We start from the raw sequence: 13,967 nt of genomic DNA on the forward strand, positions 1-13,967 counted from the left end.
TTGTTTTTCAGTTATGAAGATTGATATGTGTCGCCTCCTTTTTTCGAAACGTTTCGACGATGGCCGCGGATTGGCGCTTTTCAATTCGGCAATCACCATCTTCGCTTCGGCTACAACGCCTTCACTTACTTTCGAATCGTTTCGATTATGGATACGGAAATCCGTCCGCCTTTCACGGACATACTCCTACAGTTTTCTTTTCACACGTCACCAACTTTGGTAACGGAACCTCGACTATGCATGACCGGAGCGGACAGCTCCACCAATCCCTTGATGTCGCGATGCTCATCGATGGCGTCGACCAGCAGATCCACAGCCTTAGAACATAATTCCTGCGGCATGACCGGCATCTCGGTAATCGGCTGCGGCATCAGCTCTCCCTCGAAATACGTGCCGCACGACAATACCGAAATATCATCTGGCACCCGCAATCCCGAAGCCTGTAATTGCTGCAATACCAACTTCAGCACATTGGCGTTCGCCTGGTTGACAATCGCTGTGGGGCGCTCATCCAAAGAACGAAGCTCACGCACGAATTCCGCGGCATCAAAGCGATCGTCACGATGCTTGGAGGATTCATGAATCGTCATGCCCAACTCTTCGGCACGTTCCAGCAAAGCCTTGCGGAACAGCAGCACATAGCCCGAACCGCGATCGTAATCGGTCTCATTGTCACGCAAAAACATAGCGCTCCGATGCCCCTTGGAATACAGGCAATCCACAGCCATACGACCAGCCGTGGCAAAATCGATATCGACACAGGCACAGCCTTCATGCTCTGCAGGGTAACCGATGGCCACACAGGGTTTGGAATATGAGCCAGCCTGGGCGGTACGCTCGTCATGTTCCTCAATGTCGAGCAGCACCACGCCATCAACCAAGTTGCTTTGCGTCACGCGCCGAATGTCAGCCACCGCGTCCTCGCCGGTAAGCAACAGCACATCGTAGCCACGGTTCTTTGCCTGCCATGCGGTCTGCAGAAAGTAAGCGTTGTATTTGGCCTGATTGATATCACCGCGAATCGGCGCGCTGAGCGCAAAAATATGATTACGCATGCCGCGCATTTTACGGGCGCTGGCATCCGGAGTATATCCAAGTCGTTCAACGGCGGCCATCACCTTATCGGTGGTTTTGGCGGAAATGGAACGCTTGCCGGAAAGTACGTACGAAACGGTGCTGACTGACACCCCCGCCTCCCGAGCCACATCTTTGATGCCCGCCATCTTCCGCCTCCTTCGGCTCTCCAAGTCATTTGCGTTACACGTCATGCGTACCGCAGCTCTCGTCCATCGTTCAACAAAGCCATCCGCCGAGCCTTCCGGAATTTCTTCCGCAGAATCACGCTCGTATTTTATCGAATCGTTTCGTCGAAACGTTTCACCAATTGTAAGCCAGCAATTCAGATTTGTCAAACGTTTCGACACACCTACCCGTCATTCCTCGAAATGATGGACACCGGGATGTTGCGGCCCCGTTCCTTCATATCATGATTTTGATGTACCGACCGTTGCAATCTTGAGTCCCGTCGCACGATTGCGATTTGGTTTCGACCTTACGATTTTATTTTCCGCCTTTTTTCCCAAATCGTGAGGTCAGCAAGCCAAAAACGTGCGGCCATCCTCCCCAAACACTAGGACGTGCAGACGGAAACGCAAGTTGCATAGGATGGAGGCATCTACAACCACCGCCCGTACACGTACACACGGGCTAGAGAAGTCTCAAGGCTACAGGGGGCGGGACTCGTAGATCATTTGACGGTCACCGAAGTAGAGGGCGTCACGCCAGGAGGCCTTCTTGCGGGCCGCTTCCTGCTGCGGTTCCTTGATCGGTACGAAGAACCAGCGAATCAGACCAACCACCATGTCTTGCACGGAATGCCAGATGCCGATATACGCGGTCAGCGCCCAGAACGTCACGATCGCATTGAAGCCGGCGAACACCGCGTTGCCCCAATTATGCGAAAGCGTATCGGCGTAGAGCACCATGCACGAGTAAATGATGATCACCCACGGCATCGTCACATACAATGCCGGAGAAGCGGTACGATTATTGACTTTCGGCGTACGCGCGAACGGAATCTTCGTATTCGTCATGCCCTGCTGAATCGACTTGAGCGTACCGGAAAGATTCACCGTCAACAGCACGATATTGAAACCGTAAATACGGAAAATATCAGAACGCTTATACCCGTTACGCTTCAAATCGCTCGACATGGTGGCAAAATACGGCAACGAAGCGAACACCACCCATGGGCTCAGCAACCGCTGATCGAACGGATACGCCAACAGGAACATCAAGCCGAAGCTCGACCATGCGATGGACGCCATATAGTTCACGCGCAACGCCCACTCGCCCAGCTTCACATCATTGCCCTGCTGATGCCGCGCATGCACAATGCGGAAGAATTTGCCGATGATCAGCAGACCACCGTTCGCCCAACGCCGCCGCTGCACCACCAGCGAGCCGAAATCCGGAGGCGTGGCACTATAGCTCAACCGCTCCGGATAATTGACCAAATGCCAGCCGAAATAGCCCAAATCAATACTGGATTCGGTGTCTTCGATTACCGTACGATCCTGAATATACGTTTTCACCGTACGCGTGCCCTCGGTCGAGACCACGCAAATATCGTCAAGCGCGGCCTTGCGGATCACCGCATTCGCACCCACCCAGAACGTGGCATCATAGTACGTCATACCCTGATGCAGCATATGCTGAATGTCAGTGGTGGCGGCCGCAATACGTTCGATTCGCGTCGGCGCTCCACGATACGAGGAATACGGAGTCTGAATCACGGCCACGCGCTCATTGCCCGGCTGTTCCATCTGGTACACCAAACGCAGGCAGTAATCACGCAGCAGCATGGAATCGGCATCCAACGTCAGCACATATTCGGAATTGCGCATCACGAAATCCGGAGATTCGCCCTCACGCACGTCACGCAAAATCACCCCATCGGAAGTTTCCACACGTTTGAGCGAGTGTCCCATCAATCCGATGAAGGAATTCAGATTCATGGCCTTGTTGCCTTCGCGGGAAGTCGATGCGTACAGTTTGCGTTCGAAAGACCATCCTTTTGCGGTGAAGATACGCACCAAACGTTCATACAGTTGCAGAATGCGATTCGCGTCGACATGCTGCTGCAATGTGATCGATTCGTTCAACGCCTGTTCCGTCAAACGCAGGTCGCGTGCAAGACCGCGCAATACCTGATCGCAGAAGAAATCGTCGGTATGATCTTCGACCAGCCATGTGTCGGCCTTATGCTCCAACCATTGCGCGGCCGCACGATAGTCTTCCGCACAGCGTGCGACCACGCTACGCCTTGCGTCCATCTGATCGGCGAACGCCGCAGCGGTTTCGTCGCGCGCTTTTGTGAAACGTTCCGCAGGTGCCGCCAATTCGGCTAATACTTTCGGCATGAGTTCACGGCTTGCTTTGAGAATCGCTCGCGCCTCATCATTTTTAGGATGCGGAGGATCGTCGATTAGGAGTACGACTGCAAGGTCGGGAAATTCCTGCAATGCCGCCGACCAGATTGTTTTTTCGACAACTTTCGGCTGTTCCACATACGATGGGATCAGTACGGTGATGCCTTTGTTGTAGTTATGTGCGAAATGGTCGTCGAGCATCGCCCGAGGCACGCGTTCATGTCGGATGAAGCGATATAGCGCGCCCTGCCGTGTGACCAGATAGACGAGCGCACTGAAAATCAGCGTGGTCACAATCGTCATGTACAGCACGCCTTCAACCACGAAACGTAACGTGAGCGAAGGATTGTTGACGAACAATGACAAAATCATCGTGATCATGTAGATAAGCCATGAAATAACCGTGCAGATGATGGCAACGTAACCGAGCACAACGCGCGTCGGCGAAGGCTTGCCATGCATAATCGCAAGCGGTTGTGTGGAGGTTTCCGCTCCCCACTGATGTTTGCGATCACCACCTTCAGCATCCCCTATTCTTGCCACCTCAAACCCCTTTGAATTGCCGGCGCCGCCTCATCGACGCAAAAACATACATCAATGCCTAAAATCTTCGTACCAGCCACATACTACACTCCCTTACTGTTAGCAAGATATAAGAGAGCCAGCGCACGAGAGGGATACCCAATCCCCCGTAAAATCACCCGCCTGCGCACTGAAGCCAAGCGGGGCATAGCCCGCTCGACCACCCGATGCCCCCATCGGCATGGTAGCTTGACGATTCTTGATGAAAGGGAATGATGAAACCCTTGTTTCCGGGAAGGCGATTTTCCTTCCTCCGATTGTTCATAGCGATACTGTGCATCGCGCTCGTTGCTGCCGGCACATGGTCGTGGATCACCTTCACGCGAACGGCGGCTAAGAAATTGCCGGAACCCTGGTTCGGCGGCTATGTGGACGTGACCGCAACACCCTCATACGAGTTTGAATCCAAGGTAGGCAACGTCTACCGGAATGTGTCCCTCGGTTTCATCACCGCCGGCGACGGCTGCCAGCCCAGTTGGGGCGGCTACTACACGCTCGACGAGGCAGCCTCCACGCTTGATCTTGACAGCCGTATCGCGCAAACCTACAAAACCGACCGCACGGTAACCGTCAGCTTCGGAGGCCAGAACGGTACCGAACTGGCCGCCGCATGCACTGACGTCGACGCGCTTGCCGACGCATACCAGCAGGTGATCGACCGCTATCACATCACCTCGCTCGACTTCGATATCGAAAACAAGAATCTCGACGGCTACAGCGAAACCGCAACCCGGCGAGCGCAAGCCGTGGCAAAACTCATCGCCAATGAAAAAGCGAAAAATAAAGGAAAAGACGATACCAGTCACGATCTGATCATCAGCCTGACGCTTCCAGCTGACGCGAAAGGCCTTACAATGCAAGGAATGCAAACCGTGAATGCGTTTCTGGACGCTGGCGTGACGCTTTCCACCGTGAATCTCATGACCATGGATTTCAACGTGGCATCCACGTCGATCACACAATCCACCCTGATCAAAAGCTCATTGAACGCGGCCCACGCGCAATACAAAACCTTGCTGTACAGTCGCGGCAAACTCTTCAGCGACCATCAGATCTGGGAACTGCTGGGAGCCACCGTACTCATCGGCCAGAACGACACCAAAAACGAGTATTTCACGCTCGACAATGCGCGCGAAATCAACACGTTCGCGCTAGAAACAAGCCTGGGCCACTTAAGCATGTGGTCGCTGAATCGCGACCAGCAATGCGGCGAAAACTATACGAACACAAACACGCTCAAAACATTCTGCAGCGGCATGAAACAGACGAACGGCGAATTCGCCACCACCTTGGGCTCGGGCTTCCGAGGCACACCGGGCACGCTCGTCGATTTCGACAATGCACGTTGGAATTCCTCGCAGCAGGCCTACCCCACATGGGAGCCAGACGTATTGTACAAGCAAGGCGACAAGGTGATCTGGAACGGCGATATCTACGAATCGTTGGGCAACAACGAAAACGAGCAGCCGGACAGCGCCGAGGAAGGCACGAACGCACCGTGGCGCATTATCGGACCGGTGCTGTAGCCGGCGGCAACGCAAGCAAGCACAAGCAGACATAGGCAGGCAGACGTCACTTCTTCAGCAAGAAGCAACGTGAAACAAGGGAACGAAATCAGGCAATCATGACATCGAAGCAATCAAAGCATCAGGCAATCAACAGCAGCCAGCCAAAAGACGGTATCAGAAAACCAGCCAGAATCACCATTCTGGCCATCATCTATGCGTTGTGCATTGCGGCCGCAATCGCATTCCATGCGCAGGAAGGCGTGCAGCAACTTATGGAAGACCCTGCGCGCATCTGCATATGGTCGCTGTGTTTTCTGCTGTGCCTGATCTACCACAAAAAGCGTTCGTCGTATCGCGTTGCCGCCGAACACACCGTGCTGCCACCGTTGACCGTCATACTGCTGGTAACCGGCTATTTCCCCAACGTGGCCATGTTCCTGATCATCGTTACCATCATCACGTCGATCATCACCGCACGCAGTCTGAAAATCGGCATTCTTCACGCCGGAACCACACTTGCGCCAATCCCACTGATCAAAATATTATTTGCGAATACTTCTCACGTACTGTCGATTATTATCAGACAGAATTCCGTCAATGCTGCGATTAATCCTTATCAATTTCAGCATTGGTTGCTGCCATTACTGATTATGACTGCTGCAGTGCCGATTATTCGATTGATTTGTGATATTGTAACGTTCTTTTTTGTACAAATTCCGATTCGTAAAGCCATGCACGAGTATTCGCTGTCTCACATTCTTGCCATGGCTTTGGCTGATTTGATGGCGATTGTGTGGATTCCCGAAATTCTGGAGTTCGCCAATATTGGCTCGGATACTGCCACCGTGCTTTCCGTGTTCATGCTGGCACTGATCGCCTGCTCGCTGTTGCTGATGACGGTCGATACGATGAGCCGGCTCGCGCGATCCCGAAGTGCGTTGAAATGCATAGCGAATGTGAGTGACGCGCTGCCGTTGCCGAATCAAGTTCCGGAAGAGACCGTGGTAAGACGCATTAATCGTGGTCTCACCCGCATGCGCTGTTTCATCAGCAATGCAAACAATCTTGATAAAAGAGGGTATTCCTACCGCTATTCCGCGCCTATTTCCACCGGCTCGCGACAGTATTATCTCGCGACGGAACGCAGTATTTGGAATCGTCCGTTCATGTCGACCGACGAGACGATATTGCTCACCTGCGGCGAAATACTTACTGAATCGTTACGCGTGAACAAGGAAGTGACGCTGCTGCGCACCGAATCGGAAACGGATACGCTGACTGGAGCACTCACGTATCGTGCGTTCATCGGGCATTTGAAGAGCCTGCAAACCGAGAATGTGCATAATCTGGTTGCCGTGGTGTATTTCAGCGTGGAGCATTTGCGCACCGTCAACGAACATTATGGACGCAAAATCGGCAATGCCGTGCTGCGATCCGTGGGCATGCGTTTAAGCCAGCTGCTGCCGGAAAACGCCACGCTTTCGCGCGTGAACGGCGCGGAATTCGCCATGATCGTAACCGATGTGACGTCAACCAGTGGTGTGGAGGAGTTGGCCACACGCATGCGCAATCTTGCCGTCATGCCGGTGTATACCGAAGAAGGCGAGGTTTCCGTGGACGTGTCGAGCAGCATTTCGTTCTCGAACGCGACGGACGGGTTCGCCGTGCTGCTTGCCGATGCGAGCGCGCACATCTACGAGTCGGAGAGCTCCAATCTGCCCGTAGTCGACGGCATGACGTCCACGCTCGCCGCGCAGAATGGTTCGGGAGACTATTTCAACGCTTCCGACGTGCTTCGCCATGCGATCGAAGACAATACGATTTCCGTGCTCTACCAGCCGATTTTCGATGTGAATACGAAACGTATCACTTCGCTGGATACGATTGTGCGCGTGCATGACGCGAAGGGCCGTACGCTGGCACCGTATTTCGTAACGGCTGAAGCGCATCGTCTCAACATGAGCGTGCAGCTGACGCTCGACGTGCTGGAAACCTGCGTGAAAGACATGACCGCGTTCCGCAAGGTGGCACCCGAATTGGATATTGTGGACATTTGCATGAATGGTTCGGAATTAGGCGCGTCCATCTTCCACGAGCGCTTGGAGCAGTTGACTCATGAGCAGCCACAGCTGCGTTTCGGTCTGCAGTTGGGATCGCATGCCATTCATGTGGTGCATGATGAAGTTGATGATGAGGTTGCCGCTCTTGCCGCTTTGCCGAACGTCGAGTTGGGTTTGACCAATGCTGGCACCACGTATTCGGAGGTTGCCGCGTTCGCGCATCTGCCATTGGATTTCGCACGATTCGACAAGACGGTGGTTCGCGATTTCCGTACGCCTCGCGCAAAGCAGATCATGCAGCGCACGCTCGAGATTTCGCGCGATAACGATGCGTTCCATGTGGTGTTCGATGGCGTGGAGTCCCTGGACCAGGTTGAGTTCATCCGTTCCATCGGAGGCACGCTCGCCGAGGGCACGCTGTTGAGCAACGCCATGAGCGCCAACGAGTTCCTCATGCGCCTCGAAACCATGGGCACTTCATTGCCCGAAGCCGCCCCGAGGCAAGCTGAGTAAAGAGGAGTCTCGTTTGTCGCACGATTGCTTCATCTCGTGAAACGCTTAGAGGGAATACGGCAGGATGGAGGCATATATGCTAAATTAATTAGTAAATGTGTTTAGCCAACGATGGCTTCGAGGAGGATTCGAATGGCCACTATCAGAGAGATAGCGAAACGGGTAGGTTTCTCCCAAGCCACTGTTTCGAGGGTTTTGAAGGACGATCCCACCTTTTCGGTGAAGGATTCCACCCGCGAGAAGATTCTAAACGCCAGTCTAGAAATGGGGTACAAGAACGTACCGCAATATCAGCGCATTACCATTCCGCAGGATGTCGCGATTCTCGACAATGTCGTTCCCGACGAGGGTTTGCAGGACGTGTATTTCGACGAGTTGCGCGAAGCGCTCGTCAAACATGCTGAAGAGCAACGCATGAACGTAACCATGCATGAGGACGTGGATTCGCTGATCGCCAATGCCGACAAATACGCCGGATTCATTTCGATCGGCCCATCGCCATTGGGTCGCAAGACGCTGCACCGCCTGCATAGGAAGCTTCCACACGGCGTATTCATCGACATCAATCCTGCGCCGGAATTGTTCGATTCAGTGCAACCCGATTTGGAACAGACCATATTGGATGCAATTGACGCGCTTACGACATCCGGCTGCTCGCGAATCGGTTTCATAGGCGGCTTGGGCAACATTATGGGCGAGCATGAATATCCGGAAGATATTCGTACGTTCGCATTCCGCAATTGGACGCTACGTTTGGACTTGGACGTGCAGGGATTGGTGTATGCGAATGGCCCATTCACTGTGGAAAACGGCCGTTTGCAGGGGCGTCAGTTACTGCAGGATCATGCGGACGATCTGCCCGATGCAGTGATCGTTGCAGCCGACCCGTTGGCGGTTGGCGTGCTACAGGCGTTTGCCACCGAAAATGTGATAGTGCCACAAGATATCAAAGTAATCAGCATCAACAATCAGGAGATCGCGAAATACACATCTCCCGCATTGTCGTCGTACGACATTAGCCAGGACGAACTCGCGAAAGCCGCAGCGCTCATGCTTGCCGAAGCACTGACCGCGAATCGCACGATCAGCCAGCATATGCGAATCTCCACCCGTCTCGTCGCACGCGACAGTTTCACCCCGCAAGACTGAAAACAAAAAACTTGAGATACAGCAAGGACCGGCATCCTGTTACGGAGCCGGTCCTTGCAATTACGTTTCAGCAATCACGCCTCAACGAAGAGGGTGGGCGGCGCACCAGACGTGAGAGACGGACCAAGTGGCGGGGTCGAGCAGAAGCACATCGGCAGCGTAGCCGGGGGCTAGCAGACCGAGCGGCTTCTTGGTGACCGGGTTCGCACGGTCGAAACCGAATGCTTTGGCCGGAGTCAATGTGGCGGCTTCCACTGCGTCGGTGGGCGCGAATCCTAATTCGAGCACCGCACGCTGAACAGCCTTTTCCAATGTCAGCGTGGAACCGGCAATCGCACCATTCGACACGAGCCGAGCGTGACCATCAATCACATCCACATCCAACGCACCCAGCAAATAATGACCATCCGGGCAATCGGTGGCAGCCATGGCATCGGTTACGAATGCCATGCGATGCGGTGCGAAACCGAATCCCAAACGCACCATCGGATCCTGCACATGAAAACCATCATTGATCAGCTCGATAGTGACGCGCGGATCTTCAACGGCAGCCGGAATCGGACCTGGCTTACGATGATGCAAGCCATTCATCGCGTTGAACATGTGCGTCATAATGCCAGCACCCGCATCAAAACCCCTGCAGGCAGTTGCATAATCGGCATCGCAATGCCCTACCGCAGGAACCACTCCGGCCGCTGCAAAACGACGAATCGCATCAATACCGTGAGGCAATTCGGGCGCAATGGTAATCTGCCGCAAACAGCCGTCTGCCGCTTGCAAAAGACGATCAACATATTCGGGAACCGGATCCTTCAAGCATTCCGGATCATGCGCACCTTTGCGAGACAACGCGAGGAACGGACCTTCCAAATGCGCGCCAAGAATGTCAGGGCGAGCATTCATCATGCCACGCACGGTTTGAAGATTGGCGCACATCACATCAAGCGGATTGGTGATCAAACTGAGCACTTGGCGGGTGGTGCCGTGCATCATATGACCTGCGCGAGCCGTGCGTATGCCTTGCACGCCATCATCGAAGGAGCTCCCCCACGAACCGTGCGCATGAATGTCGACGTAACCGGGAGTCATCATGCAGCCTGCAGCGTCGGTTACGGAACCGGTCGAACCGGTCATGGAATTTCCGGAACCAGCCGAACTGACCGAACCGGAATCAGCATCGGCACCAACTGCAGCCTCCGCATCCAAACCGACGCTTGCGCAAGCCGCAGCAAAATCATCGTCCCGATTACCAGTCGCAATAATCGCACTACCATCGGAAACTATCCAATAATGTTCCACAACACCTCGCGCATCGACTTTGCGCGCATTGTGAATCGCAAACGGGCGGGCCGACTGCGCCAACGCAATGTCCACCTCATTCGCAAAACGCTCCCGAGACTGTTCCATATTCAAACCTTCCGACTCACTTCCAGCCATATTCCTCAATTAGCATCCAATTCTTCCAGTCAGTGGAAGAATTACCCCGCCGACAAGCCCATCAGCGTCCAAAAACCTCCAGTCGGTGGAGAAATCCTCCCGCTAACAGCCACCTCAGAGTCCCAATTCCTCCAGTCACTGGAAGAATCCGGACGGCGAAATACCCTCGTACTGTCCAAAAACTTCCAGTGAGTGGAAGAATCATCCCGATGACAGGCCGAAAAGCGTCCAGAATGTTCCAGCGAATGGAAGAATCCGGACGCTAGCGGACACCGACTGCAGAGCAGCAATCAGATGTGCTGCCAAGAGGGCTTGTGAGCGTAGGCGTAACGGTAATAGTCCTTGTGACGTAGGCGGCTCGCAGCCTCTTCGTCCACAATAATGGTGGCGTGCGGATGCATTTGCAACGCGGACGCCGGGCAGAACGCGCTCACACCACCCTCCACCGTTTCGGCCACAGCTTCAGCCTTGCCTGATCCGAAGGCAAGCAGCACCAAGTGACGAGCCTTGAGAATCGTACCAATGCCCTGCGTGATGCAATGCGTAGGCACCTTGTTGATGTCGTCGTCAAAGAATCGAGCGTTGTCGATGCGTGTCTGTTCAACCAGCGTTTTGACACGCGTGCCGGAAGCGAGCGACGATCCCGGCTCGTTGAAACCGACATGCCCGTCGGTACCAATGCCCAGAATCTGCACGTCGATGCCACCAGCCTCTTCAATTGCCCTGTCGTAGGCAGGTCCGGCAGCCGCAATGCGTTCGCCGTCGCTCAGCGGCGCCCCGTCAAGCACGTCACCAGGCACGTGCACCAAATCAGGGTTCAGTCCAAGCGGTTCCACAACAGTGCGGTGAATGGTGGAATGGTACGACTGCGGGTGATCAAGCGGCAACCCCAAGTATTCGTCCAATGCGAAACCGCGCACCTGCGATACGTCAATATGCTCGCTGTGTACAATGCGTGCGAGCGACTGGTATGCGGCGAGCGGACTGGATCCAGTTGCCAGACCCAATACCGCATTCGGCTTGGTTTTGATGAGATCGGCGACTGAACGGCCGTAAATATCGCCCGCTTCGCGCTCGTTTTTCACGATGATGACTTCGGTCATGATGTTCCTTTCATTGAACTTGGATTGACGTTTTCGTTTGCTGATTACTTGAGAATTTGTTTGATGATTTATTTGCTGATTCGCCGCAACTCGTCGGCCGCTTTCCACACGGTTTCCTGAATGCGATGCAGTTCCGATGGTTGACTCGTCACAGCCCATTCCTTCGCATAGGCCTCGCACCAGCATTCGAGATCGCGTGCCAGCGCACAGCAGTCGGAGGGCTGCTGATCGTCAACGTCATGCGCATCACGCACGTCATGCGCATCACGCACGTCATGCGCATCACGCACGTCATGCGCGCCGGCGAGCGCGAATCCCACTCGATTGAGCAACAGCTGACCTTCCATGGCGATACGCACGGCAGCTGCAATGCTCGGCTTTCCTATATGCGCCATAATTGGCGCAATTTCAACCATGCATTGCTGCAGCTTACGATTGACTTGCGGAATTCGTTCGATTGTCGTTTCCATATTGCGCATCATGCGATCGCGCGCCTCACGCAAAGTCAATGCGTTTCCCGGATTGGCAAGACGATCGGTCAAGCATGGGATAGTTTGCGCAACTTCGGTATTGCAATTTCCCGTACCATCATCCAATTCGAGATATTCCACAAGCTCACGCCAAGTGAATGCGGCTTGCGCGGAAGCGCTACGGAGCAATGTGACGAACCGTGCGCTGCAATCGTCATATTCGACGCGCGAAATACGCGCGAGCAAATCATTTTCGGCACTATTTTCGTCAGTATCTCCAGCAATATTTTCTGTTGGATTCCACGCATATTGCGCACCGAATATCATGCCAGGCACGGCCATGCGCGGATCGTTGACATGCCCAAAATCGCCCCAATCGGTGACGAGCATGCCTTCCGCACCGCAGTCGCGGCCGTATCGTGCGATGCGTGCAATGTTGTTCCACGCGTCGTCGATGCGAGGGAGCAGCGCATTCCACCCCCATACGGCCGGGCATACGATTTGTTTGGCTCCGGCTTTCGCCACAAGTTGGATTTTCTCGTCGGTCGCTTTCGGCTCGTACTGCCAGTTCAGCAGGGTGACGTTGTTTGGCAGGGTTTCGAGAATTTCCGGCATCTCGATGGCGATGTCTCCCCAAAACATGGGCTCATGGCCTTGCTGGGAAAGGTGTTCGCAGAGTTTGCCCACGTATGTTGCGTACAGCGTTGCGACGCCTACGCGTTGAGCTTCCTGCTTCGACTTGCCTTTGCCGAGGTCGAAGGTTTCGTCGGCGCAGATATTGAATCGTTTCGTACGGAAAAGTTGCAGGTACGAGTCGACCAGTTGCGTGGAGAATGCGAACGATCGATCGTCGGCGACGTTGAGTGTGTGGTGCCTCATGCGTTCGATGAAGCTGAACGGCCGGTCGGCGTCTTCGGGGAATTCGCCGAGTTCGCGCAGTTCCTGCGTGCGCATCGCAACGTATTGGTGACCGAACGTGGAGACTGACGGCACGAGTTCGATGCCAAGGTTCGCACAGTATTGGTCGAATTCAAGTATGTCTGCCGGCGTGAGCGGGCTTGAACCACGCCACGTTTCACTCATGCCGTCGAATGCGAACGTATGCTCGATGTAAAGCTGCAATTGGTTGTATTTGTAAAGGCAGAGTTTGTCGGCCCACTGTTTGAGCCATGCGAGCGTTGGCACGCGACCGCGCGTCGCATCCAAGTAATATCCCCTGATCTGATATGCGGGAGCATCTTCGATCTGCAGTACTGGCAGCACGGCACCGTTTTGCCGTATGAGTTGACGCAGGGTCTGCACACCGTTGCGCACACCTTCGAAATCGTAACCGGTAATCGCAATACCGTCAGTATCGATAGTCAGCGTATATGCACCGGGAATGCCATCTTCTTCCGCCGCGCCCGAATCCGCAATATGCAAGCTGATGAATCCAGGCCACATACAACCCGTCGCGTAATCCCAATCAAGCCCTGTCACGGAACGTATGTCGGCAACAAGCTGACGTGCAAGCAGATAATCGCCATCGCCATTTGCAATGGATTCGTTCACACGACCCGCGTAGGGCAGCGATACCGCGCCTTCGCCGACCGTCATGCTGTTCGGTTCGGGAATGATCGCCCATTCGCGGGTATTCTCGTTTGTCATCGATTTGCCTTTCAGCTTGCTGAATTCGCCGTTTTACGCGGATTATTGTGCGATTACTTGCGACTTG

General features: G+C 54.3%; 8 protein-coding genes. 3 read left to right on the plus strand and 5 right to left on the minus strand.

The window, feature by feature from the left end; translation table 11 throughout:
- Positions 1–200: 200 nt before the first annotated feature.
- Together CE168_RS05885 and CE168_RS05890 are read right to left on the minus strand one after the other, a co-directional pair.
- Complete coding sequence (locus tag CE168_RS05885) at positions 201–1,223, minus strand: LacI family DNA-binding transcriptional regulator (RefSeq protein WP_180753724.1); 1,023 nt, start codon at positions 1,221–1,223, stop codon at positions 201–203.
- Between the two features lie 501 nt (positions 1,224–1,724).
- On the minus strand, positions 1,725–3,974 hold the full coding sequence (locus CE168_RS05890) for a glycosyltransferase family 2 protein (protein WP_099571534.1): 2,250 nt from the start codon (positions 3,972–3,974) through the stop codon (positions 1,725–1,727).
- Between the two features lie 251 nt (positions 3,975–4,225).
- Here CE168_RS05890 and CE168_RS05895 point away from each other — a divergent pair, with 251 nt between their 5' ends.
- The 3 genes from CE168_RS05895 (at position 4,226) to CE168_RS05905 (ending at position 9,243) form a co-directional block, all read left to right on the plus strand.
- Positions 4,226–5,539, plus strand: a complete 1,314-nt coding sequence (locus tag CE168_RS05895; protein WP_099571535.1) for a chitinase — start codon at positions 4,226–4,228, stop codon at positions 5,537–5,539.
- Between the two features lie 98 nt (positions 5,540–5,637).
- Positions 5,638–8,094, plus strand: coding sequence for an EAL domain-containing protein (locus CE168_RS05900; RefSeq protein ID WP_099571536.1), 2,457 nt, complete (start codon positions 5,638–5,640; stop codon positions 8,092–8,094).
- 132 nt (positions 8,095–8,226) lie between these two features.
- Positions 8,227–9,243, plus strand: coding sequence for a LacI family DNA-binding transcriptional regulator (locus CE168_RS05905; RefSeq protein WP_180753725.1), 1,017 nt, complete (start codon positions 8,227–8,229; stop codon positions 9,241–9,243).
- A gap of 81 nt (positions 9,244–9,324) precedes the next feature.
- On the opposite strand, the gene CE168_RS05910 is transcribed toward CE168_RS05905, so the two are convergent.
- The 3 genes from CE168_RS05910 to CE168_RS05920 all read right to left on the minus strand — a co-directional run bounded on the left by CE168_RS05910 (position 9,325) and on the right by CE168_RS05920 (position 13,900).
- Complete coding sequence (locus CE168_RS05910) at positions 9,325–10,680, minus strand: N-acetylglucosamine-6-phosphate deacetylase (protein WP_099571538.1); 1,356 nt, start codon at positions 10,678–10,680, stop codon at positions 9,325–9,327.
- Between the two features lie 290 nt (positions 10,681–10,970).
- Positions 10,971–11,783, minus strand: a complete 813-nt coding sequence (gene nagB, locus CE168_RS05915) for a glucosamine-6-phosphate deaminase (protein WP_099571539.1) — start codon at positions 11,781–11,783, stop codon at positions 10,971–10,973.
- A gap of 68 nt (positions 11,784–11,851) precedes the next feature.
- Complete coding sequence (locus tag CE168_RS05920) at positions 11,852–13,900, minus strand: beta-N-acetylhexosaminidase (RefSeq protein ID WP_099571540.1); 2,049 nt, start codon at positions 13,898–13,900, stop codon at positions 11,852–11,854.
- Positions 13,901–13,967: the final 67 nt, after the last annotated feature.

Source organism: Bifidobacterium sp. N5G01, from assembly GCF_002742425.1.
Taxonomy (GTDB): Bacteria; Actinomycetota; Actinomycetes; order Actinomycetales; family Bifidobacteriaceae; genus Bifidobacterium; species Bifidobacterium hominis.

Coding starts and splice junctions, on each gene's coding strand:
- CE168_RS05885 (WP_180753724.1), bottom strand. CDS start 1,223: ATGGCGGGCATCAAAGATGTGGCTCGGGAGGCGGGGGTGTCAGTCAGC.
- CE168_RS05920 (WP_099571540.1), bottom strand. CDS start 13,900: ATGACAAACGAGAATACCCGCGAATGGGCGATCATTCCCGAACCGAAC.
- nagB (WP_099571539.1), bottom strand. CDS start 11,783: ATGACCGAAGTCATCATCGTGAAAAACGAGCGCGAAGCGGGCGATATT.
- CE168_RS05905 (WP_180753725.1), top strand. CDS start 8,227: ATGGCCACTATCAGAGAGATAGCGAAACGGGTAGGTTTCTCCCAAGCC.
- CE168_RS05895 (WP_099571535.1), top strand. CDS start 4,226: ATGATGAAACCCTTGTTTCCGGGAAGGCGATTTTCCTTCCTCCGATTG.
- CE168_RS05910 (WP_099571538.1), bottom strand. CDS start 10,680: ATGGCTGGAAGTGAGTCGGAAGGTTTGAATATGGAACAGTCTCGGGAG.
- CE168_RS05900 (WP_099571536.1), top strand. CDS start 5,638: ATGACATCGAAGCAATCAAAGCATCAGGCAATCAACAGCAGCCAGCCA.